Below are 18,767 nucleotides of genomic sequence, written 5' to 3'. Positions count from 1 at the left end.
CTGACCCTGGAAGCGCTATCTTGCCGGTAAAACCGCCGGCAAGACTTGACGTCGACTAGGGTCAGCCTTTAGAATGCGCAGCCTTTAACAGTGGGGTGGGTGCGCCCGCATCCGCTGCCCGTATTTGTTAAAGGCTAGGCAACCATTGGAGTCAGCTAAACACCATGGCAACGATTAATCAGCTAGTGCGTAAGCCGCGCAAGCGCCCCGTTACTAAAAGTGACGTGCCCGCGCTTCAGGCTTGTCCGCAAAAGCGCGGCGTATGTACGCGCGTATACACCACTACTCCCAAGAAGCCGAACTCGGCCCTGCGTAAGGTTTGCCGTGTGCGCCTGACCAACGGTTTCGAAGTTTCTTCTTACATTGGTGGTGAAGGTCACAACCTGCAGGAGCACTCTGTTGTTCTGATTCGCGGCGGTCGTGTAAAGGATTTGCCAGGTGTGCGTTATCACACCGTTCGTGGCGCCCTTGACACCTCTGGCGTACAGAATCGTAAGCAGGGCCGTTCCAAGTACGGTACTAAGCGTCCGAAGTCTTAAGACAGCTTGCCGTCACGCTGTGTTTGCAGCGTATGTAACGTAATGTCCAACACGAATATGATGGTCTGATAAGAGTAAGGTCGGGCAGTGCAGGGTAGTCGATACTAAGCGCGAGTTCCGGGTTTACCTGAAGGATCCTTAATTGAGGGCTTATCATGCCTAGAAGAAGAGTTGTAGCTAAACGCGAAATCCTGCCGGATCCTAAGTTCGGAAGTGAGCGTCTGGCGAAGTTCATGAACCACCTGATGGTCAGCGGCAAGAAGTCCATAGCTGAGCGCATTGTTTACGGTGCGTTGGACAAGGTTGCCGAGCGTAGTAGTGAAGAGCCGCTGGAAATCTTCGACAAAGCGCTGGAAACCATCCAGCCGATGGTCGAAGTGAAGTCGCGCCGCGTGGGTGGTGCGACCTATCAGGTTCCGGTTGAAGTTCGTCCGTCTCGCCGCCAAGCGCTCGCTATGCGCTGGTTGGTAGACGCGGCGCGTCGCCGCGGTGAAAAAACGATGGTTCAGCGTCTGGCAGGTGAAATGCTGGATGCCGCAGAAGGTAAAGGTTCTGCTGTTAAGAAGCGCGAAGACGTGCATCGTATGGCCGAAGCCAACAAGGCTTTCTCGCACTATCGTTTCTAAGAGCGTCCCTTTCAAGAGTGACGTTTTTAAGTACGGCGTTTGTAAGCGCAGTGTTTATAAAGTTCGCGTTTATATATGCACGTTGTTTCAGCAGGGCGTCGTTGGAAGTGGTAGGTCGAGTCGCTTTGTTGCAACACCCCCGCCGTTATCATTCTGTGATAGCGGCGGTAGCGTAAGGCTCACTTTTGCCACTGCTAAGTTAACGAGCATCGCCAACTAACGGGAGTTTCACCGTGGCACGCAAGACACCACTTAATCGTTATCGCAATATTGGTATCGTAGCGCACGTTGATGCGGGTAAAACCACAACGACCGAGCGGGTACTGTTCTATACCGGCTTGAATCACAAGTTGGGTGAAACACACGAGGGTGCCTCAACGACTGACTGGATGGAGCAGGAGCAGGAGCGTGGTATTACGATCACCTCTGCCGCTGTCACCACCTTCTGGCAAGGTATGGCCAAGCAGTTTGATGAGCACCGTATCAACATCATCGATACGCCTGGGCACGTTGACTTCACTATCGAAGTTGAGCGTTCATTGCGCGTTCTTGATGGTGCGGTTGTCGTACTGTGTGGGTCTTCCGGCGTTCAGCCGCAGACCGAAACAGTATGGCGTCAGGCCGATAAGTACGAAGTACCGCGTATGGTCTTTGTTAACAAGATGGACCGTACTGGCGCTGATTTCTTCATGGTTGTTGACCAGTTGAAAGAGCGCTTGGGTGCGAATGCCGTGCCGATCCAGATTAACTGGGGTACGGAAGAAGACTTTAAGGGCGTTATCGACCTGATTCAGATGAAGGCTATCCTGTGGGATGAGGCTAGCCTGGGCATGAATTTCGAACTCGTGGATATTCCGGCTGAGCTGCAAGAGACTGCCGAGAAATATCGCGAGCAGATGGTTGAAGCGGCTGCCGAAGGCTCTGACGAGCTAATGGAGAAGTACCTGGAAGGCGTTGAGCTGACGATCGAAGAGATCAAGGCTGGTCTTCGCGCGCGTACGCTGGCCAACGATATTGTTCTGGTTACCTGTGGTTCTGCCTTTAAGAATAAGGGTGTTCAGGCGGTGCTGGACGGTGTTATCGAGTACATGCCTTCGCCAACTGAAGTTAAGGCGATCGAAGGTGAGCTGGACGATAAAGACGGCACCATCGCTACGCGTGAAGCCGATGACAGCGCGCCGTTTGCAGCGTTGGCATTCAAGATCGCGACCGACCCCTTCGTTGGTACGCTGACCTTTATCCGCGTCTACTCGGGCATTCTGAAATCTGGTGACGGCGTATACAACTCTGTTAAGCAGAAGAAAGAGCGCGTTGGTCGTATCGTTCAGATGCACGCCAATTCACGTGAAGAGATCAAGGAAGTACTCGCTGGCGATATCGCTGCGTGTATCGGTCTGAAAGATGTCACCACGGGTGACACCCTGTGCGATATCGATAACAAGATTGTTCTCGAGCGCATGGAGTTCCCGGATCCGGTTATCTCAGTAGCCGTTGAGCCGAAGTCCAAGGCTGACCAAGAGAAAATGGGTATTGCACTGGGCAAGCTGGCTCAGGAAGATCCTTCTTTCCAGGTTAAAACCGACGAAGAAACCGGCCAAACCATCATCTCTGGTATGGGCGAGCTGCACCTGGATATCCTCGTTGACCGTATGCGTCGCGAGTTTAAGGTGGAAGCTAACATCGGTAAGCCGCAGGTAGCGTACCGCGAAACTATTCGTGGCAGCATTGAGCAGGAAGGTAAGTTTGTACGTCAGTCCGGTGGTCGTGGTCAGTACGGTCACGTTTGGCTGCGTATTGAGCCGCTGACTGCTGAAGACAAGGGTGAAGGCGAAGATGAGATTTTCTTCAAGTTCAACTCTGAGATCGTAGGTGGTACGGTTCCCAAGGAATACGTCCCCGCGGTTGAGAAAGGCGCTTACGAGCAGCTTAAAAACGGTGTCATCGCGGGTTACCCGATGATCGACGTTAAAGTGACGCTGTTCGACGGCTCCTTCCACGACGTAGACTCTAACGAGACTGCGTTCAAGATTGCTTCTTCTATGGCAGTGAAGGAAGGTGCCAGGAAGGCCAAGGCCGTGCTGCTGGAGCCGGTGATGAAGGTCGAAATCGTGACTCCCGAAGAATTTATGGGTGACGTCATGGGCGACCTGAGCCGTCGTCGCGGTCTGGTGCAGGGTATGGATGACTCTTCTTCTGGTAAAGTCATTCGTGCAACGGTGCCGCTGGGTGAGATGTTCGGTTACGCAACCGACCTGCGCTCACAAACCCAGGGCCGTGCGAGCTACTCTATGGAGTTCTCGAAGTACGACGAGGCGCCCTCCAGCGTCGTTGAAGCCGTCATCAATCAAAACGGTTAACCGTTAGCTAACGTAAAGAGGTTATAGCAGTGGCTAAGGAAAAATTCGAACGTTCCAAACCGCACGTCAACGTCGGCACCATCGGTCACGTCGACCACGGTAAAACGACTCTGACTGCGGCTCTGACCCGCGTGTCTGCTGAGGTTTTCGGCGGCGATTGGCGTGAATTTGATACTATCGATAACGCTCCTGAAGAGCGCGAGCGTGGTATCACTATCGCGACTTCCCACGTGGAATATCAGTCTGAAGAGCGTCACTACGCGCACGTTGACTGCCCAGGACACGCTGACTACGTCAAGAACATGATCACCGGTGCTGCGCAGATGGACGGCGCGATCCTGGTATGTTCTGCTGCTGACGGCCCGATGCCGCAGACGCGTGAGCACATCCTGCTGTCTCGCCAGGTTGGTGTTCCGTACATCGTTGTGTTCCTGAATAAAGCGGACATGGTCGATGACGAAGAGCTGCTTGAGCTGGTTGAGATGGAAGTTCGTGAGCTCCTCGACGAGTACGACTTCCCGGGCGATGACACGCCGATCATCACTGGTTCAGCGCTGATGGCTCTTAACGGTGAAGATGAGAACGGTATGGGTACTACCGCCGTTGCTAATCTGATCAAAGCTCTGGATGCTTACATTCCTGAGCCGGAGCGTGCTATTGATCAGCCGTTCCTGATGCCGATCGAAGACGTCTTCTCTATCTCTGGCCGTGGTACTGTTGTTACTGGTCGTGTAGAGCGCGGTATCGTTAAATCCGGTGAAGAAGTGGAAATCGTGGGTATCCGCGACACCACGAAAACCATCGTTACCGGTGTTGAAATGTTCCGTAAGCTGCTCGACGAAGGTCGTGCGGGTGAGAACGTTGGTGCGTTGCTGCGTGGTACCAAGCGTGATGACGTTGAGCGTGGTCAGGTTTTGGCCAAGCCGGGTACTATCAACCCGCACACCACGTTCGAAGCCGAAGTTTACGTACTGTCCAAAGAAGAAGGTGGTCGTCACACGCCTTTCTTCAAGGGCTACCGTCCGCAGTTCTACTTCCGTACCACTGACATTACAGGTACTTGTGAACTGCCGGAAGGCGTTGAAATGGTAATGCCAGGTGACAACGTTCAGATGGTTGTTACCCTGATTGCTCCGATCGCTATGGACGACGGTCTGCGCTTCGCTATTCGCGAAGGTGGTCGTACCGTTGGTGCTGGCGTTGTGGCAAAAATCGTTAAGTAATCGATTTACTTGATCGATGAAGGGGGCTCTCGCGAGCCCCCTTTTCTGCGCACCAATAGCAAATGTTTGACATGGGCTTTTGGCGTGCCTATAATGCGCATCCTTTGAATGCGTGGGTAGACGGCTCGCGCCGTCGACATCCATTGGAGTTTAGGGCAAATGCAGAACCAAAAGATTCGCATTCGGTTGAAAGCGTTCGACCATCGCCTGATCGATCAGTCCACAGCGGAGATTGTTGAAACCGCTAAGCGTACTGGTGCTCAGGTTCGTGGGCCGATCCCGCTGCCGACCAACCGCGAGCGTTATACCATCCTGGTTTCACCGCACGTCAATAAGGATGCGCGTGATCAGTATGAGATTCGTACGCACAAGCGTGTGCTCGACATCGTTGAGCCAACTGAAAAGACCGTTGATGCGTTGATGAAGCTTGATCTCGCCGCTGGCGTAGACGTGCAAATCAAGCTCAACTAATTACACTAGACACTTGCGGCCCAGCGTTCATCATTTATCGCATGAACAGCAGCCGCCGCGCCGTGAGGCGCCACACAATGTGCTAGTGGAATGCTCTGGAAAGGGCAGCCATAGCGGGTGATAGCCCCGTACACTATAGGAGACTGAGTATGACTATCGGTTTAGTCGGTACAAAGGCCGGGATGACCCGTGTCTTTACCGAAGATGGCGCATCCGTGCCCGTGACCGTTATTGAAGTTGATCCTAATCGTGTGACGCGCGTTAAGACCATTGAGTCTGACGGCTACGCAGCGATTCAGATCACTACAGGTTCTCGTAAAGCCAAACACCTCACCAAAGCGCAGGCTGGTCAGTTTGCCAAAGCGGGTGTTGAGGCTGGTCGTTCACTGATGGAATTCCGCCTTGCAGAAGGCGAAGAAGCTCCAGAAGTGGGTGGCGAACTCACCGTATCCCTCTTCGAAGCTGGTCAAATGATCGATGTGACCGGTACCTCTAAGGGTAAAGGCTTCCAGGGTGCTGTTAAGCGCTGGAACTTCCGTACCCAAGACAACAGTCACGGTAACTCCCTGTCGCACCGCGCGCCGGGTTCTATCGGCATGTGTCAAACACCAGGTCGCGTATTTAAAGGCAAGAAAATGGCCGGTCAAATGGGTAACGCCCGTTGCACCGTACAGAGCCTTGAGATCGTCCGTGTTGACGCCGAGCGTAACCTGCTGCTGATCAAGGGCGCCGTACCGGGAGCACCCGGCAGCGACGTTATCGTTCGCAGCGCCGTGAAAGCTGGCTGAAGGGGATAATTACCAATGAATCTGAATCTTGCTGCAGGCACGGGTACCGTTGAAGTAGCCGACGCCACTTTTGGCAAAGAATTCAACGAAGCGCTAGTTCACCAGGTTGTTACCGCCTATTTGGCTGGTGGCCGTCAAGGTACTCGCGCTCAAAAGAGCCGTTCCGATGTTCGCGGTGGTGGAAAAAAACCGTGGCGTCAGAAAGGTACCGGTCGTGCACGTGCTGGTACCATCCGTTCTCCGCTGTGGCGCAGTGGCGGCGTAACCTTCGCGGCACGTCCGCAAGACTATACCCAGAAGGTTAACCGCAAAATGTACCGCGCGGCGATGCGCTCCATCCTGTCTGAACTTGTCCGTCAAGAGCGTTTAGTCGCAATTGAAGAGTTCAGCGTCGAAGCGCCCAAGACCAAGCAGGTAGCTGCCAAGCTGAAAGAGCTCAACCTTGAGAAAGTGTTGATCGTCACTGAAGAAATGGACGAAACGCTCTATCTAGCCGCACGCAACCTTCCCCACGTTGACGTGGTGGATGTCGCGGCAGCTGACCCGGTGAGCCTGGTTGCCTTTGATAAGGTCCTGGTCACCGTCTCCGCCCTGCGTAAATTCGAGGAGAAGCTGGCATGAACCAGGAACGCGTATTCAAGGTTCTGCTTGGACCGCACGTGACCGAAAAGGCCGCGATGGCTGCAGAGCGCAACCAGTACGTTTTCAAGGTGGCATCTGATGCTACCAAGCCCGAGATCAAGAAAGCCGTTGAAATACTGTTCGGCAAACAGGTCGGCAGCGTTCAAGTGTTGAACGTTAAGGGTAAAACCAAACGTACTGCACACGGCGTTGGCCTGCGTAAGGGTTACCGCAAAGCGTATGTGACCCTGGCTGCGGGTGAAACGCTCGAAGACTTCTCTGGCGCCGAATAAGGGCAGGAGTACGGATAATGGCAATCGTCAAGACCAAACCCACATCCGCCGGTCGTCGCCACGTCGTCAAGATCGTTGGCGAGGGGCTGTACAAGGGCCGTGCGTATGCACCGCTTTTGGAAAAACAGTCCAAGTCCGGTGGCCGTAATAATAACGGTCGCATCACCACCCGCCACGTGGGCGGTGGTCACCGTCAGCACTACCGTTTGATCGACTTCAAACGCACCAAGGATGGCATCCCAGCCACTGTTGAGCGTCTTGAGCACGATCCGAACCGTAGCGCGCATATTGCACTATTGAAATATGCAGATGGCGAGCGTCGTTACATCATTGCACCGAAAGGTGTCAGCGCGGGTGACGTGCTGGAATCTGGTGTCAACGCGCCCATCAAAAAAGGCAATGCCTTGCCGCTGCGCAACATTCCGCTTGGTTCTACCGTTCACGGTATCGAACTGAAGCCGGGTAAAGGCGCGCAGATTGCTCGCAGTGCCGGTACTAGCGCTCAGCTGGTTGCTCGTGAAGGTAACTACGCCACCTTGCGTCTTCGCTCTGGCGAAATGCGTAAGATCCTGGCTGAGTGCCGCGCAACGCTGGGTGAAGTGAGCAACTCCGAGCACAGCCTGCGTCAACTTGGCAAGGCCGGTGCGAAGCGCTGGAGAGGCGTGCGTCCGACTGTTCGCGGTGTCGCGATGAACCCGGTAGACCACCCGCACGGTGGTGGTGAAGGCCGCTCTAGCGGTGGTCGTCACCCGGTATCCCCATGGGGCATGCCGACTAAGGGTCACAAGACGCGTAAGAACAAGCGCACCGACAAGCTGATTATCCGTCGTCGTAACAAGACGCGTTAATCGAAATTGCCAAGAACTTAAGAGGTAACGGCTGTGCCACGTTCACTAAAGAAAGGTCCCTTCATTGACCTTCATCTTTTGAAGAAGGTAGAGGCTGCAGTGGAGAAGAACGACCGTAAACCGATCAAGACCTGGTCGCGTCGTTCGATGATCCTGCCCAATATGGTAGGTCTGACTATTGCGGTCCATAACGGACGCCAGCATGTCCCGGTGCACGTCTCCGAGGAAATGGTGGGTCATAAACTTGGCGAATTCGCTGCTACTCGCACATATCGCGGGCATGTGGCGGACAAGAAAGCCAAACGGTAAGCCAGAGAGGATTTAGAGATGGAAGTCACAGCTAAGCTGAGTGGCGCTGCTTTATCCGCACAGAAGGCCCGTTTGGTGGCTGACCAGGTGCGCGGTAAACCGGTCGCCGAAGCTATTGACCTGCTGACCTTCTCACCGAAGAAGGCTGCCAAACTGGTCAAGAAAGTGCTTCAGTCCGCCATCGCGAATGCGGAAGAAAATAACGGCATGGACATCGACGAGCTGCGTGTCTCGACCATCTGCGTCGATGAGGGCATGACGCTCAAGCGTATCAAGCCGCGCGCCAAAGGCCGTGCGGATCGTATCTTGAAGCGCACCTGCCACATCACCGTCAAGGTAGCCGAGAAGTAGGAGTCGACCAGATGGGTCAGAAAGTCAATCCAACAGGCATTCGACTGGGCATCGTCAAAGACCATGCTTCTGTCTGGTATGCCGAGCGCGGCGCCTATGCCGATAAGCTCAATAACGATCTCGAAGTGCGCAGCTTCCTGGAAGAGCGTCTTAAAAGCGCTTCCGTAAGCCGCATTCACATCGAGCGTCCGGCTAACAATGCCCGCATCACCATTCACACTGCCCGTCCGGGTATCGTGATTGGTAAAAAAGGTGAAGATGTCGACCGTCTGCGTCGCGATCTTACCGAAATGATGGGCGTTGCGGTTCATGTGAACATCGAAGAAGTTCGCAAGCCAGAGCTGGATGCCAAGCTAGTCGCTGCTAACGTAGCGGGTCAGCTTGAGCGTCGCGTCATGTTCCGTCGTGCCATGAAGCGCGCGGTACAGAACGCAATGCGTCTTGGCGCTGGCGGCATCAAGATTCAGCTGTCAGGTCGTCTTGGTGGTGCCGAAATCGCACGTACCGAATGGTACCGCGAAGGTCGCGTTCCGCTGCACACTCTGCGTGCGGACATCGACTACGCCACTTACGAAGCTCACACCACCTATGGCGTCATCGGCGTTAAAGTGTGGATCTTCAAGGGCGAAATCCTCGGCGGTATCGAGGAAGTACGTGCCAAGGCTAAGCAACAGCAGCCTGCCGGCAACGCGCCCAAGAAGAAAGGTTCCAGGTAAGGGGAGAGCGAGTCGATGTTACAGCCCAAGCGTATGAAATTCCGCAAGATGATGAAAGGCCGCAACCGTGGCCTGGCGCATCGCGGAAGCAAGATCAGCTTCGGGGAGTACGGTCTGAAAGCTACTGGTCGCGGCCGCATCACTGCGCGTCAGATCGAAGCCGGCCGTCGTGCGATCACACGTCACGTTAAGCGTGGCGGTAAAATCTGGATCCGCGTTTTCCCTGATAAGCCGATTTCCAAGAAGCCGCTCGAAGTTCGTATGGGTAAAGGTAAAGGTTCTGTTGAGTACTGGGTAGCCCAGATCCAACCGGGTCGGGTCCTGTACGAAATTGAAGGCGTATCCGAAGAGCTGGCCCGTGAAGCGTTTGAACTGGCCGCACAGAAGATGCCCTTATCCACCACCTTTGCGAAACGGACGGTGATGTGATGAAAGCCCAGGAAATTCGTGAAAAGTCAGCAGGAGAGCTCAAAGAGCAGCTCCTCGAGCTACTCCGCGAGCAGTTTAACCTGCGCATGCAGAAGGCCACTGGCCAACTGAGCCAGACTCATCTGCTCAAGCAGGTCCGTCGGGATATCGCCCGCGTTAAGACTGTGCTCAACGAGAAGGCAGGTGATTGAGATGGCCGAAGAGAAAAAAACCCGTACGCTCACCGGTAAGGTGGTGAGCGACAAGATGGATAAATCCATCGTCGTTATGATCGAGCGTCGTGAACGTCACCCGATCTACGGAAAATACGTTAAGCGCTCCACCAAGCTGCACGCCCATGATGAGGCGAACCAGGCTAAGGCAGGCGATACGGTTTCCATTCAGGAGTGCCGTCCGCTTTCCAAAAAGAAAGCCTGGACGCTGGTCGAGGTGGTTGAGCAGGCTAAGGGTTAATTACCTAAAGTCTGCCGATCAGTGCAGTCAGATTAGGTTTGGAGAAAACCGATGATTCAGACTCAGACAATGCTGGATGTCGCCGACAACAGCGGAGCGCGCCGGGTGCAGTGCATCAAGGTGCTAGGCGGTTCACACCGTCGCTACGCCCGCGTTGGTGACGTCATTAAGGTAACGGTGAAAGAAGCTATTCCGCGTGGCAAGGTCAAAAAAGGCCAAGTCATGAAAGCGGTAGTGGTTCGCACCCGTAGTGGCGTCCGTCGTAGTGACGGTTCGCTGATCCGTTTCGATGGAAATGCGGCGGTTTTGTTGAATAACACCAACGAACAGCCGATCGGCACGCGCATCTTCGGGCCGGTTACTCGTGAGCTTCGTAATGAGAAGTTCATGAAGATCATTTCCCTAGCGCCTGAAGTGCTGTAAGGAGCGAGGCGGATATGCAAAAGATCAAACGTGACGATGAAGTCATCGTCATCGCCGGGAAGGATAAAGGCAAACGTGGTACCGTTAAGCGGGTATTAGAAAACCGCTTCGTGGTATCGGGTGTGAACATGATTAAACGTCACACCAAGCCGAATCCCATGGCGGGAAATCAGGGCGGTATCGTCGAGCGTGAGGCTCCGATTCACGCGTCCAACGTAGCCATCTTCAATTCGGAGACCGGTAAGGCGGATCGCGTCGGCTTCCAAGTTAAGGAAGACGGTACCAAGGTACGTATCTACAAGTCGACGCAGACGCAGATCGACGCCTAACGCGAGTCGGGTAGCAAAATGGCGAACTTGAAAGAACGTTATCAAAACGAGGTCGTAGCTCAACTCAAAGAGCAGTTCAGCTACAACAACGTTATGCAGATACCCCGGATCACGAAAGTGACTCTGAACATGGGTATCGGTGAAGCGGTTAGTGATAAAAAACTGATCGACAATGCCGTCGGTGACCTGGAGAAATTGTCCGGTCAAAAGCCGCTGGTGACCAAAGCACGTAAGTCCATCGCGGGCTTCAAGGTGCGCGAAGGTTGGCCGATTGGTGTCAAAGTAACGCTGCGCGGTGAGCGTATGTGGGACTTCTTGAATCGTCTGGTTAACATTGCGATTCCTCGCGTGCGTGACTTCCGTGGTCTTAACCCGAAGTCTTTTGACGGTCGCGGCAACTACTCCATGGGTGTGCGTGAGCAGATCATCTTCCCGGAGATCGAGTATGATAAAATCGATCGCATTCGGGGGCTGGACGTCACTATCACTACTACTGCCAACACCGACGAGGAAGGTCGTGCGCTGCTAGCGTCACTGAACTTCCCGTTTAAGAAATAAGGGTTGGATCATGGCTAAGAAAAGTATGGTAGAGCGTGAGCTCAAACGTACGCAGCTGGTCGAGAAGTATGCGGCCAAGCGTACTGAGCTCAAGGCAATCATCTCAAGCGTGAATACGTCTGAGGAAGAGCGCTTCGAGGCGACGCTGAAGCTGCAGCAACTGCCGCGCGACTCAAGCCCGGTACGTCAGCGTAACCGCTGCCGTATCACGGGTCGTCCGCACGGTTTTTACAACAAGTTCGGCCTTGGCCGCAACAAGCTGCGTGAAGCCGCCATGCGTGGCGACGTCCCTGGTCTGAAAAAGTCCAGCTGGTAACGCCACGTAGAATCATCAGGAGCGCACATTAAATGAGCATGCAAGACACTCTGGCGGATATGTTTACCCGTATCCGCAATGCGCAGATGGCCACCAAGGAGACGGCAGTCATGCCGTCTTCCAAGTTGAAAGTGGAAGTGGCCCGCGTGCTAAAGGAAGAAGGCTACATTACCGACTTTGCGGTTGCTGAAGGCGCTAAGCCTGCACTAACCGTCACTCTCAAGTACTTTGAGGGTAAGCCGGTCATTGAGCACATTCAGCGGGTTTCCAAGCCGTCTTTGCGTCAGTACAAGGGCAAGGACAACCTGCCCAAGGTTGCCGATGGTCTGGGCATCGCGATTGTCACCACCTCTAATGGTGTCATGACCGCTCGTGCCGCACGCCAGGCGGGTGTAGGTGGCGAAGTCATCTGCACCGTATTCTAGGAGGCTGGAATGTCCCGCATAGCGAAATATCCGGTTAAAGTGCCTGCTGGTGTCGAGATCAAAATCGATGCTAGCCAGCTGACCGCCAAAGGCGGCCAAGGCACGCTGTCACTGCCCATTCACCAGGACGTGGTGATTGGTCAAGAAGATGGCCAGCTGACCTTCGCCCCGAGCGAATCTGCCAAGAGCTGGGCAATGGCCGGTACTACCCGCGCCTTGGTTCAGAACCTGGTAACGGGCGTATCCGAGGGTTTCACAAAAACTCTCGAAATTGTTGGCGTCGGTTATCGTGCCCAAGCTAAGGGCCAGACGCTCAATCTTTCACTGGGCTTCTCGCACCCGGTCGACTACGAACTGCCGAAAGGTGTCACAGCGGAAACGCCGAAAAACACCGTGATCGTGCTGAAAAGCGCGGATAAGCAGATGCTCGGTCAGTGCGCCGCGGAAATCCGCGCTTTCCGTCCGCCTGAGCCGTATAAAGGCAAGGGTGTTCGGTACGCCGACGAGCAGGTGCGTCGCAAAGAAGCCAAGAAGAAGTAAGGCAGGGTTATGAACGCGAAGAAAGAATCTCGTCTCCGTCGTGCCCGCCGTGCTCGCGCCAAGATCCGCGAGCTGGGCGTGTATCGCCTGTGCGTCAACCGTACCCCGCGTCACATCTACGCGCAGATTATCTCGCCGGATGGTGGCAAAGTGTTGGCCAGCGCTTCAACGCTGGACAAAGCACTGCGCGAGGGTGCGACCGGTAACTCAGATGCGGCCTCCAAGGTCGGTGCTCTGATTGCTGAACGCGCTAAAGAAGCAGGCATCACCCAGGTGGCCTTCGACCGTGCTGGCTTTAAGTATCACGGTCGCGTCAAGGCTCTGGCCGACGCCGCTCGTGAAGGCGGCCTGGAATTCTAAAGGGTTTTACGATGGCGAAGAACGAACAGCAAAACGGTGATCTGCAAGAGAAGTTAGTGCAGGTTAACCGCGTCGCCAAGGTGGTCAAGGGTGGTCGTATTTTCGGCTTCACCGCGCTGACCGTCGTAGGTGATGGTAAAGGTCGTGTTGGTTTCGGTCGTGGCAAGGCGCGTGAAGTGCCGGTCGCAATTCAGAAAGCAATGGACCAGGCTCGTCGCAACATGGTCAAGGTTAACCTTGCAGGCAACACGCTGCAGTACCCTGTGAAAGCCCGTCACGGTGCTTCCAAGGTCTACATGCAGCCAGCCTCCGAAGGTACCGGTATCATCGCCGGTGGTGCTATGCGCTCTGTATTAGAGCTTGCTGGCGTCCACGATGTACTGGCCAAGTGCTACGGTTCCACCAACCCGGTTAACGTGGTACGAGCGACTGTTAAAGGTCTCTCTGCTATGCATGCACCGGAAGACATCGCCGCCAAGCGCGGTCTGTCTGTCGACGCGATCACGGGGTAAGGCACCATGGCAGCAACGATCAAGGTTACCCAGATCCGCAGCACCATCGGCGTTTTGCCCAAGCACAAGGCTACTATGAAAGGCTTGGGCCTGCGTCGCATCGGTCACTCGGTTGAACTGGAAGACACCCCTGCCGTTCGCGGCATGATCCACAAGGTAAATTACCTTGTGCGTGTTGAGGGAGAGTAATCCATGAAACTTAATACCTTAAGCCCGGCCCCGGGCTCCAAACCCGCTGAAAAGCGCGTTGGTCGTGGTATCGGTTCCGGTCTTGGTAAGACCGGCGGCCGTGGCCACAAAGGTCAGAAATCACGCAGTGGCGGTAGCGTCAAGCCTGGTTTCGAAGGCGGTCAGATGCCCATGCAGCGTCGTTTGCCGAAATTCGGTTTTACGTCTGCTAAATCATTGGTCTCTGAAGAAGTACGCCTGGCTGAACTTGCCAAGGTTTCCGGTGACGAAGTCACTATGGAAACGCTGAAGCAAGCCAACGTGCTGAAGGATGCAACGCTACACGCAAAAATCATCCTTTCAGGCGAACTGAACAAGGCAGTTACCGTTCGTGGTATCAAGGTCACCAAAGGTGCCCGTGAAGCGATCGAAGCTGCTGGCGGCAAGGTAGAGGACTAAATGGCCAAGTCAGGAAATATGCCGGCGATGGGCAGCGGTCTGAGTGAACTGTGGGCGCGTTTGCGCTTCGTGCTCCTCGCCATCGTGGTGTACCGTATCGGTGCCCACATTCCCGTTCCCGGTATCAATCCTGACCAGCTTGCTGCCTTGTTTAGGGAGCAACAGGGCACCATCCTGGGCATGTTTAACATGTTCTCGGGTGGCGCCCTGGAGCGCATGAGCGTCCTCGCTTTGGGCATAATGCCTTATATTTCTGCGTCGATTATCATGCAGCTGATGACTGCGGTCTCACCCCATCTTGAACAGCTCAAGAAGGAAGGTGAGTCCGGCCGCCGCAAGATTAGCCAGTACACCCGCTACGGCACGGTGATACTGGCTCTTGTCCAGGCTACCGGTATGTCGGTCGGTCTGGCTAGCCAAGGCATCGCTTACAGCGCTGACTTCAGCTTCTATTTCACCGCCGTGATTACGTTTGTGTCAGGCGCGGTGTTTATGATGTGGCTAGGTGAGCAGATTACCGAGAAGGGCATCGGCAACGGTATTTCGTTGCTGATCTTCGCTGGTATCGTCGCTGGGCTGCCCAGTGCCGTGGGGCAAGCGTTTGAACTTGCTCGTAACGAAGGGGCCTGGAATGTCCTTCCGCTGTTAGCGCTGTCAGTGCTAGGTATTGCCACCGTCGCGTTTGTGGTGTTCATTGAGCGCGGTCAACGCCGCTTGAAAGTGAACTACCCACGTCGCCAGGTTGGCAACAAGATGTATGCAGGCCAAAGCAGCTACCTGCCTTTGAAAGTGAATATGGCGGGTGTTATTCCTGCGATCTTCGCGTCCAGTATCCTACTCTTCCCGGCTTCTATTGGTCAGTGGGTAGGTGCAGGTGAAGGTATGGAGTGGTTACAGCGTGCATCACAAGCATTAGCCCCTGGGCAACCGCTTTACATCTTGCTTTTCGCGGCGGCAGTGGTATTCTTCTGCTTCTTTTACACAGCGCTGGTCTTCAATCCGAAGGATGTAGCTGACAATTTGAAAAAGTCAGGTGCGTTCCTGCCGGGCATTCGCCCCGGCGAGCAGACCGCTCGCTATATCGACAAAGTCATGACGCGTCTGACTTTGTTCGGTGCCCTGTATATCACTGCGGTTTCCTTGATGCCCCAGTTCCTGATCGTTGCGTGGAATGTGCCATTCTTTTTTGGCGGCACCTCGCTCCTGATCGTGGTGGTGGTCATCATGGACTTCATGGCTCAGGTGCAGTCACACCTCATGTCGCATCAGTATGACTCGGTGATGAAGAAGTCCAACCTGAAAGGCTACGGTAGCGGCGGCATCATGCGCTGAGGCGCCGCCTTACGATTGGCGCGCCGCGAGCCGTTTTTGGAGAAAGAGCGATGAAAGTTCGAGCTTCCGTAAAGAAAATGTGCCGTAACTGTAAGATCATTCGTCGCAATGGCGCTGTTCGCGTCATCTGCATCGAACCACGGCACAAGCAGCGTCAGGGTTAATTCCTACGTTGTTTTAAGTGGGTGTTCGGCATACCCCTTGCCTTAGGGCATTTAAAGGGGTATGCTGTTGCGCCTTTTGTAGATGAATAAACGAGCAAGCCGCTCAAATTTCGGAGTAAGCTGATGGCCCGTATTGCAGGCGTCAATATCCCGGACAACAAGCATGCGGCGATCTCGCTGACCTATATCTTCGGGATTGGCCGTACTCGCGCGCAGCATATCTGTGCTGCTGCCGGTATCGCGCTGACTACCAAGATCCAGGACCTATCTGGCGAAGAGCTGGATACCCTGCGTTCTGAAGTTGGTAAGTACACCGTAGAAGGCGACCTTCGTCGTGATGTTACGCTGAACATTAAGCGTCTCATGGACTTAGGCTGCTACCGTGGTCTGCGTCATCGTCGTAGTCTTCCGCTGCGTGGTCAGCGGACCAAGACTAACGCGCGCACCCGTAAGGGCCCGCGTAAGCCGATCCGCAAATAATACGCAGGCTCTTTAATAGAGAGCCGGCGTAACGACAGGAATAGACATCAACATGGCTAACCCGCGTAGTAACCGTAAAAAGGTTAAAAAGCAGGTAGTGGACGCCGTTGCGCATATCCATGCCTCTTTTAACAACACGATCGTGACGATCACAGACCGCCAGGGCAATGCTCTTTCTTGGGCAACTGCCGGTGGTTCGGGTTTTCGTGGTTCTCGCAAGAGCACCCCGTTCGCTGCTCAAGTAGCAAGCGAGCGTGCAGCGACTGCTGCAGCCGAGTATGGTGTGAAAAACGTAGACGTACTGGTTAAAGGCCCAGGTCCCGGTCGTGAATCCGCCGTGCGCGCACTCAATGCCGCAGGCTTCCGCGTGCAAAGCATCGTAGACGCGACGCCCATTCCCCATAATGGCTGCCGTCCGCCTAAGAAACGCCGCGTTTAAGGAGACAGATTCATGGCTCGTTATATTGGACCGAAGTGCAAACTGTCTCGTCGTGAAGGCACCGATCTCTTTTTGAAGAGTGGCGTGACTCCCTTCGAGAAAAAGTGTAAATCCGAGCAAATCCCGGGTGTACACGGCCAGCGTCGTCAGCGTCTTTCAGACTACGGCTTGCAGCTTCGTGAGAAGCAAAAAGTACGTCGCATGTATGGCGTACTCGAAAAACAGTTCCGTAACTACTACAAAGAAGCTGCTCGCCTGAAAGGTGCGACCGGTGAAGTATTGTTGCAGTTGCTTGAATCCCGACTGGATAACGTCGTCTACCGTATGGGTTTCGGCTCGACTCGCTCTGAAGCACGTCAGCTCGTTAGCCACAAGGCGATTTCCGTGAACGGCCGCACCGTTAACGTTGCTTCCTACCAAGTGAAGCCGGGTGACGTTGTTGCTATTCGCGAAAAGGCGAAGAACCAGGCACGTATTCAAAACGCGTTGACCATTGCGGCCAACCGTGGCGATATCCTCTGGATTGAAATCGACGCCAAGAAGATGGAAGGCACTTTCAAGGCTCTGCCTGAACGCGGTGACCTGACTGCCGACATCAACGAAAACCTGATCGTCGAGCTGTACTCCAAGTAAGCAGCGTTAATTAATCTGCTTCTTGAAGCCTGGGCGGGATAGCAAAGCTAACCGCCCAGATGCTCTTGAGTACGGTTCTTAAGAACTCAGTATCCGTTTGGCAGCCTGAAAGGTGTTCATATGCAGCGTTCAGTGACAGAGTTTCTTCGTCCTCGCGACATCAAGGTCGAAGAAATCAGCGCACATCATGCCAAAATCGTTCTCGAACCGTTCGAGCGTGGTTTTGGTCACACCCTGGGGAATGCACTGCGTCGCATTCTGCTTTCGTCTATGCCCGGCGCTGCCGTGGTAGAGGCTGAAATTGCGGGTGTAGAGCACGAGTACAGTGCGCTCGAAGGGGTGCAGGAAGATGTCATCGAAATCCTCCTGAACTTGAAAGATGTTGCGATCAAGATGCACAGCCGCGATGAGGCGGTGCTCTCGCTGAACAAGCAGGGCCCAGCCGTCGTCACTGCTGGCGACATTGCGCTTGATCATAGCGTCGAAATCGTCAACCCGGACCACGTCATTGCACACGTCAATGAAGGTGCCGAGCTGAAAATTCAGCTTAAGGTAGCGCTGGGTCGTGGCTACGAACCGGCTGACGCCCGTGGCTCTGATGAAGAGACCCGTGCTATTGGCCGCCTGCAGCTGGATGCCACCTTCAGCCCTGTCCGCCGCGTTTCCTACTCGGTTGAAGCCGCTCGTGTTGAGCAGCGCACCGACCTCGATAAGCTGATTATCGATCTGGAAACCGACGGTACTTTGGATCCGGAAGAGGCTATCCGTCGCAGTGCGACCATTCTGCAAGAGCAGCTGGCCGCCTTCGTCGACCTTGAAGCTGATAAAGAGCAGGAAGTCGAAGAGGAAGAAGATCACGTTGATCCAATCCTATTGCGCCCCGTAGACGATCTTGAGTTGACCGTTCGCAGCGCGAACTGCCTAAAAGCCGAGAATATTTACTATATCGGTGATCTTATCCAGCGCACAGAAGTTGAGCTGTTGAAGACACCGAACCTCGGTAAAAAATCCTTGAATGAAATCAAGGACGTTTTGGCGGCGCGCGGCTTGTCCCTCGGCATGCGGTTGGAAAATTGGCCGCCCGCTAGCCTGAAGGACGACAAGGCCACCGCGTGAGTGTCGACTTGAGTCCCAGTTTGGTAAGGAATTACAACCATGCGTCATCGTAAGAGTGGTCGTCATCTGAATCGCACCAGCTCGCATCGTCAGGCCATGTTCAAGAACATGTCTGTCTCGCTGGTCGAACATGAAGTCATCAAGACAACCCTGCCCAAGGCCAAGGAACTGCGTCGCGTTATCGAGCCGCTGATCACCTTAGCCAAGCAGGATAGCGTTGCGAACCGTCGTTTGGCGTTCTCTCGCACACGTTCCAAAGAAGCCGTTGGCAAGCTGTTCAATGAGCTGGGTCCGCGTTACGCCGAGCGTCCGGGTGGCTACATCCGTATTCTCAAGTGCGGTTTCCGCACCGGCGACAACGCGCCTATGGCGTACGTTGAGCTAGTAGACCGTCCGGTTGCTGAAGAAGCCGCTGCTGAAGAGTAAATCTTTAGTTGCTGCCTCTTTAAAGCAGAATGAAAACCGACCCAGCTGGGTCGGTTTTTTTTA

General features: G+C 54.5%; 32 protein-coding genes. All 32 read left to right on the top strand.

Annotated elements, in window-relative coordinates:
* Positions 1–164 precede the first annotated feature (164 nt).
* The 32 genes from rpsL (at position 165) to rplQ (ending at position 18,704) form a co-directional block, all read left to right on the top strand.
* Positions 165–539 carry a 30S ribosomal protein S12 gene (gene rpsL / locus ACT3TY_RS07320; RefSeq protein ID WP_009098973.1) on the top strand — a complete coding sequence of 125 codons (375 nt, stop codon included), beginning with the start codon at positions 165–167 and terminating at the stop codon, positions 537–539.
* Between the two features lie 155 nt (positions 540–694).
* Entirely contained in the window at positions 695–1,165 is a 471-nt protein-coding gene (gene rpsG, locus ACT3TY_RS07315) for a 30S ribosomal protein S7 (protein WP_018917738.1), read from the top strand.
* 233 nt (positions 1,166–1,398) lie between these two features.
* A complete protein-coding gene (fusA, locus tag ACT3TY_RS07310; RefSeq protein WP_444627782.1) occupies positions 1,399–3,522 on the top strand; it encodes an elongation factor G in 2,124 nt (707 codons plus the stop codon).
* 29 nt (positions 3,523–3,551) lie between these two features.
* Entirely contained in the window at positions 3,552–4,745 is a 1,194-nt protein-coding gene (gene tuf / locus ACT3TY_RS07305; protein ID WP_444627780.1) for an elongation factor Tu, read from the top strand.
* Between the two features lie 159 nt (positions 4,746–4,904).
* A complete protein-coding gene (gene rpsJ / locus ACT3TY_RS07300; RefSeq protein ID WP_087108956.1) occupies positions 4,905–5,216 on the top strand; it encodes a 30S ribosomal protein S10 in 312 nt (103 codons plus the stop codon).
* Between the two features lie 149 nt (positions 5,217–5,365).
* Positions 5,366–6,004: a 50S ribosomal protein L3 gene (gene rplC, locus ACT3TY_RS07295; RefSeq protein ID WP_172117715.1), complete on the top strand. Its 639-nt coding sequence runs from the start codon at positions 5,366–5,368 to the stop codon at positions 6,002–6,004.
* Positions 6,005–6,019: 15 nt separating this feature from the next.
* A complete protein-coding gene (gene rplD, locus ACT3TY_RS07290; protein WP_172117714.1) occupies positions 6,020–6,625 on the top strand; it encodes a 50S ribosomal protein L4 in 606 nt (201 codons plus the stop codon).
* Entirely contained in the window at positions 6,622–6,918 is a 297-nt protein-coding gene (gene rplW, locus ACT3TY_RS07285) for a 50S ribosomal protein L23 (protein WP_087108950.1), read from the top strand. The genes rplD and rplW overlap by 4 nt, the downstream gene beginning before the upstream one ends.
* Before the next feature lie 17 nt (positions 6,919–6,935).
* The gene (gene rplB, locus ACT3TY_RS07280) at positions 6,936–7,766 is read left to right on the top strand and encodes a 50S ribosomal protein L2 (RefSeq protein ID WP_193053644.1); all 831 of its coding nucleotides are present in this window, start codon (positions 6,936–6,938) and stop codon (positions 7,764–7,766) included.
* A 33-nt stretch (positions 7,767–7,799) separates the two neighbouring features.
* Entirely contained in the window at positions 7,800–8,075 is a 276-nt protein-coding gene (gene rpsS / locus ACT3TY_RS07275; protein WP_027337511.1) for a 30S ribosomal protein S19, read from the top strand.
* 18 nt (positions 8,076–8,093) lie between these two features.
* On the top strand, positions 8,094–8,426 hold the full coding sequence (gene rplV / locus ACT3TY_RS07270) for a 50S ribosomal protein L22 (protein ID WP_009723900.1): 333 nt from the start codon (positions 8,094–8,096) through the stop codon (positions 8,424–8,426).
* An 11-nt stretch (positions 8,427–8,437) separates the two neighbouring features.
* Positions 8,438–9,142, top strand: coding sequence for a 30S ribosomal protein S3 (gene rpsC, locus ACT3TY_RS07265; RefSeq protein ID WP_193053643.1), 705 nt, complete (start codon positions 8,438–8,440; stop codon positions 9,140–9,142).
* Between the two features lie 15 nt (positions 9,143–9,157).
* Positions 9,158–9,571, top strand: coding sequence for a 50S ribosomal protein L16 (gene rplP / locus ACT3TY_RS07260; protein ID WP_007112000.1), 414 nt, complete (start codon positions 9,158–9,160; stop codon positions 9,569–9,571).
* Positions 9,571–9,762: a 50S ribosomal protein L29 gene (rpmC, locus tag ACT3TY_RS07255; RefSeq protein ID WP_027337514.1), complete on the top strand. Its 192-nt coding sequence runs from the start codon at positions 9,571–9,573 to the stop codon at positions 9,760–9,762. The genes rplP and rpmC overlap by 1 nt, the downstream gene beginning before the upstream one ends.
* 1 nt (position 9,763) lies before the next feature.
* Positions 9,764–10,024: a 30S ribosomal protein S17 gene (rpsQ, locus tag ACT3TY_RS07250; RefSeq protein ID WP_009723897.1), complete on the top strand. Its 261-nt coding sequence runs from the start codon at positions 9,764–9,766 to the stop codon at positions 10,022–10,024.
* A 51-nt stretch (positions 10,025–10,075) separates the two neighbouring features.
* Positions 10,076–10,447 (top strand): 50S ribosomal protein L14, encoded by a 372-nt coding sequence (rplN, locus tag ACT3TY_RS07245; protein WP_172117712.1) that lies wholly within the window; start codon positions 10,076–10,078, stop codon positions 10,445–10,447.
* 14 nt (positions 10,448–10,461) lie between these two features.
* A complete protein-coding gene (rplX, locus tag ACT3TY_RS07240) occupies positions 10,462–10,776 on the top strand; it encodes a 50S ribosomal protein L24 (protein ID WP_009723895.1) in 315 nt (104 codons plus the stop codon).
* Positions 10,777–10,794: 18 nt separating this feature from the next.
* Entirely contained in the window at positions 10,795–11,334 is a 540-nt protein-coding gene (rplE, locus tag ACT3TY_RS07235) for a 50S ribosomal protein L5 (protein WP_193053642.1), read from the top strand.
* Between the two features lie 10 nt (positions 11,335–11,344).
* Positions 11,345–11,650, top strand: coding sequence for a 30S ribosomal protein S14 (gene rpsN, locus ACT3TY_RS07230; protein WP_172117711.1), 306 nt, complete (start codon positions 11,345–11,347; stop codon positions 11,648–11,650).
* A gap of 32 nt (positions 11,651–11,682) precedes the next feature.
* Positions 11,683–12,075: a 30S ribosomal protein S8 gene (gene rpsH / locus ACT3TY_RS07225; RefSeq protein ID WP_444627777.1), complete on the top strand. Its 393-nt coding sequence runs from the start codon at positions 11,683–11,685 to the stop codon at positions 12,073–12,075.
* A gap of 9 nt (positions 12,076–12,084) precedes the next feature.
* Positions 12,085–12,615 carry a 50S ribosomal protein L6 gene (gene rplF, locus ACT3TY_RS07220; RefSeq protein WP_193053641.1) on the top strand — a complete coding sequence of 177 codons (531 nt, stop codon included), beginning with the start codon at positions 12,085–12,087 and terminating at the stop codon, positions 12,613–12,615.
* Positions 12,616–12,624: 9 nt separating this feature from the next.
* A complete protein-coding gene (gene rplR, locus ACT3TY_RS07215) occupies positions 12,625–12,975 on the top strand; it encodes a 50S ribosomal protein L18 (RefSeq protein ID WP_008959159.1) in 351 nt (116 codons plus the stop codon).
* 11 nt (positions 12,976–12,986) lie between these two features.
* Complete coding sequence (gene rpsE / locus ACT3TY_RS07210) at positions 12,987–13,487, top strand: 30S ribosomal protein S5 (protein ID WP_172117708.1); 501 nt, start codon at positions 12,987–12,989, stop codon at positions 13,485–13,487.
* A gap of 6 nt (positions 13,488–13,493) precedes the next feature.
* Positions 13,494–13,676 (top strand): 50S ribosomal protein L30, encoded by a 183-nt coding sequence (gene rpmD, locus ACT3TY_RS07205; RefSeq protein WP_087108933.1) that lies wholly within the window; start codon positions 13,494–13,496, stop codon positions 13,674–13,676.
* A gap of 3 nt (positions 13,677–13,679) precedes the next feature.
* Entirely contained in the window at positions 13,680–14,114 is a 435-nt protein-coding gene (rplO, locus tag ACT3TY_RS07200; RefSeq protein WP_444627775.1) for a 50S ribosomal protein L15, read from the top strand.
* On the top strand, positions 14,115–15,446 hold the full coding sequence (secY, locus tag ACT3TY_RS07195) for a preprotein translocase subunit SecY (RefSeq protein WP_087108929.1): 1,332 nt from the start codon (positions 14,115–14,117) through the stop codon (positions 15,444–15,446).
* A 50-nt stretch (positions 15,447–15,496) separates the two neighbouring features.
* Complete coding sequence (gene rpmJ, locus ACT3TY_RS07190; RefSeq protein WP_009099023.1) at positions 15,497–15,610, top strand: 50S ribosomal protein L36; 114 nt, start codon at positions 15,497–15,499, stop codon at positions 15,608–15,610.
* Positions 15,611–15,733: 123 nt separating this feature from the next.
* Entirely contained in the window at positions 15,734–16,090 is a 357-nt protein-coding gene (rpsM, locus tag ACT3TY_RS07185) for a 30S ribosomal protein S13 (RefSeq protein ID WP_192536496.1), read from the top strand.
* Between the two features lie 52 nt (positions 16,091–16,142).
* Positions 16,143–16,529: a 30S ribosomal protein S11 gene (rpsK, locus tag ACT3TY_RS07180; RefSeq protein WP_009099028.1), complete on the top strand. Its 387-nt coding sequence runs from the start codon at positions 16,143–16,145 to the stop codon at positions 16,527–16,529.
* A gap of 12 nt (positions 16,530–16,541) precedes the next feature.
* Positions 16,542–17,162: a 30S ribosomal protein S4 gene (gene rpsD, locus ACT3TY_RS07175; RefSeq protein ID WP_087108925.1), complete on the top strand. Its 621-nt coding sequence runs from the start codon at positions 16,542–16,544 to the stop codon at positions 17,160–17,162.
* Positions 17,163–17,282: 120 nt separating this feature from the next.
* Complete coding sequence (locus tag ACT3TY_RS07170) at positions 17,283–18,278, top strand: DNA-directed RNA polymerase subunit alpha (protein ID WP_172117703.1); 996 nt, start codon at positions 17,283–17,285, stop codon at positions 18,276–18,278.
* 39 nt (positions 18,279–18,317) lie between these two features.
* Positions 18,318–18,704: a 50S ribosomal protein L17 gene (gene rplQ / locus ACT3TY_RS07165; protein ID WP_018917717.1), complete on the top strand. Its 387-nt coding sequence runs from the start codon at positions 18,318–18,320 to the stop codon at positions 18,702–18,704.
* Positions 18,705–18,767 lie beyond the last annotated feature (63 nt).

Source organism: Halomonas sp. AOP22-C1-8, from assembly GCF_052378905.1.
Lineage (GTDB): Bacteria > Pseudomonadota > Gammaproteobacteria > Pseudomonadales > Halomonadaceae > Vreelandella > Vreelandella citrativorans.
Note: the sequence above shows the minus strand (reverse complement) of the source record. Positions and strands in the feature narration are given on the sequence as shown.

What these genes read in the sequence shown, in the direction of transcription:
- rpsL (WP_009098973.1), top strand. Translation starts at nt 165, where the DNA reads ATGGCAACGATTAATCAGCTAGTGCGTAAGCCGCGCAAGCGCCCCGTT.
- rpsG (WP_018917738.1), top strand. Translation starts at nt 695, where the DNA reads ATGCCTAGAAGAAGAGTTGTAGCTAAACGCGAAATCCTGCCGGATCCT.
- rpsJ (WP_087108956.1), top strand. Translation starts at nt 4,905, where the DNA reads ATGCAGAACCAAAAGATTCGCATTCGGTTGAAAGCGTTCGACCATCGC.
- rplC (WP_172117715.1), top strand. Translation starts at nt 5,366, where the DNA reads ATGACTATCGGTTTAGTCGGTACAAAGGCCGGGATGACCCGTGTCTTT.
- rplD (WP_172117714.1), top strand. Translation starts at nt 6,020, where the DNA reads ATGAATCTGAATCTTGCTGCAGGCACGGGTACCGTTGAAGTAGCCGAC.
- rplW (WP_087108950.1), top strand. Translation starts at nt 6,622, where the DNA reads ATGAACCAGGAACGCGTATTCAAGGTTCTGCTTGGACCGCACGTGACC.
- rplB (WP_193053644.1), top strand. Translation starts at nt 6,936, where the DNA reads ATGGCAATCGTCAAGACCAAACCCACATCCGCCGGTCGTCGCCACGTC.
- rplV (WP_009723900.1), top strand. Translation starts at nt 8,094, where the DNA reads ATGGAAGTCACAGCTAAGCTGAGTGGCGCTGCTTTATCCGCACAGAAG.
- rpsC (WP_193053643.1), top strand. Translation starts at nt 8,438, where the DNA reads ATGGGTCAGAAAGTCAATCCAACAGGCATTCGACTGGGCATCGTCAAA.
- rplP (WP_007112000.1), top strand. Translation starts at nt 9,158, where the DNA reads ATGTTACAGCCCAAGCGTATGAAATTCCGCAAGATGATGAAAGGCCGC.
- rpmC (WP_027337514.1), top strand. Translation starts at nt 9,571, where the DNA reads ATGAAAGCCCAGGAAATTCGTGAAAAGTCAGCAGGAGAGCTCAAAGAG.
- rpsQ (WP_009723897.1), top strand. Translation starts at nt 9,764, where the DNA reads ATGGCCGAAGAGAAAAAAACCCGTACGCTCACCGGTAAGGTGGTGAGC.
- rplN (WP_172117712.1), top strand. Translation starts at nt 10,076, where the DNA reads ATGATTCAGACTCAGACAATGCTGGATGTCGCCGACAACAGCGGAGCG.
- rplX (WP_009723895.1), top strand. Translation starts at nt 10,462, where the DNA reads ATGCAAAAGATCAAACGTGACGATGAAGTCATCGTCATCGCCGGGAAG.
- rplE (WP_193053642.1), top strand. Translation starts at nt 10,795, where the DNA reads ATGGCGAACTTGAAAGAACGTTATCAAAACGAGGTCGTAGCTCAACTC.
- rpsN (WP_172117711.1), top strand. Translation starts at nt 11,345, where the DNA reads ATGGCTAAGAAAAGTATGGTAGAGCGTGAGCTCAAACGTACGCAGCTG.
- rpsH (WP_444627777.1), top strand. Translation starts at nt 11,683, where the DNA reads ATGAGCATGCAAGACACTCTGGCGGATATGTTTACCCGTATCCGCAAT.
- rplF (WP_193053641.1), top strand. Translation starts at nt 12,085, where the DNA reads ATGTCCCGCATAGCGAAATATCCGGTTAAAGTGCCTGCTGGTGTCGAG.
- rplR (WP_008959159.1), top strand. Translation starts at nt 12,625, where the DNA reads ATGAACGCGAAGAAAGAATCTCGTCTCCGTCGTGCCCGCCGTGCTCGC.
- rpsE (WP_172117708.1), top strand. Translation starts at nt 12,987, where the DNA reads ATGGCGAAGAACGAACAGCAAAACGGTGATCTGCAAGAGAAGTTAGTG.
- rpmD (WP_087108933.1), top strand. Translation starts at nt 13,494, where the DNA reads ATGGCAGCAACGATCAAGGTTACCCAGATCCGCAGCACCATCGGCGTT.
- rplO (WP_444627775.1), top strand. Translation starts at nt 13,680, where the DNA reads ATGAAACTTAATACCTTAAGCCCGGCCCCGGGCTCCAAACCCGCTGAA.
- secY (WP_087108929.1), top strand. Translation starts at nt 14,115, where the DNA reads ATGGCCAAGTCAGGAAATATGCCGGCGATGGGCAGCGGTCTGAGTGAA.
- rpmJ (WP_009099023.1), top strand. Translation starts at nt 15,497, where the DNA reads ATGAAAGTTCGAGCTTCCGTAAAGAAAATGTGCCGTAACTGTAAGATC.
- rpsM (WP_192536496.1), top strand. Translation starts at nt 15,734, where the DNA reads ATGGCCCGTATTGCAGGCGTCAATATCCCGGACAACAAGCATGCGGCG.
- rpsK (WP_009099028.1), top strand. Translation starts at nt 16,143, where the DNA reads ATGGCTAACCCGCGTAGTAACCGTAAAAAGGTTAAAAAGCAGGTAGTG.
- rpsD (WP_087108925.1), top strand. Translation starts at nt 16,542, where the DNA reads ATGGCTCGTTATATTGGACCGAAGTGCAAACTGTCTCGTCGTGAAGGC.
- ACT3TY_RS07170 (WP_172117703.1), top strand. Translation starts at nt 17,283, where the DNA reads ATGCAGCGTTCAGTGACAGAGTTTCTTCGTCCTCGCGACATCAAGGTC.
- rplQ (WP_018917717.1), top strand. Translation starts at nt 18,318, where the DNA reads ATGCGTCATCGTAAGAGTGGTCGTCATCTGAATCGCACCAGCTCGCAT.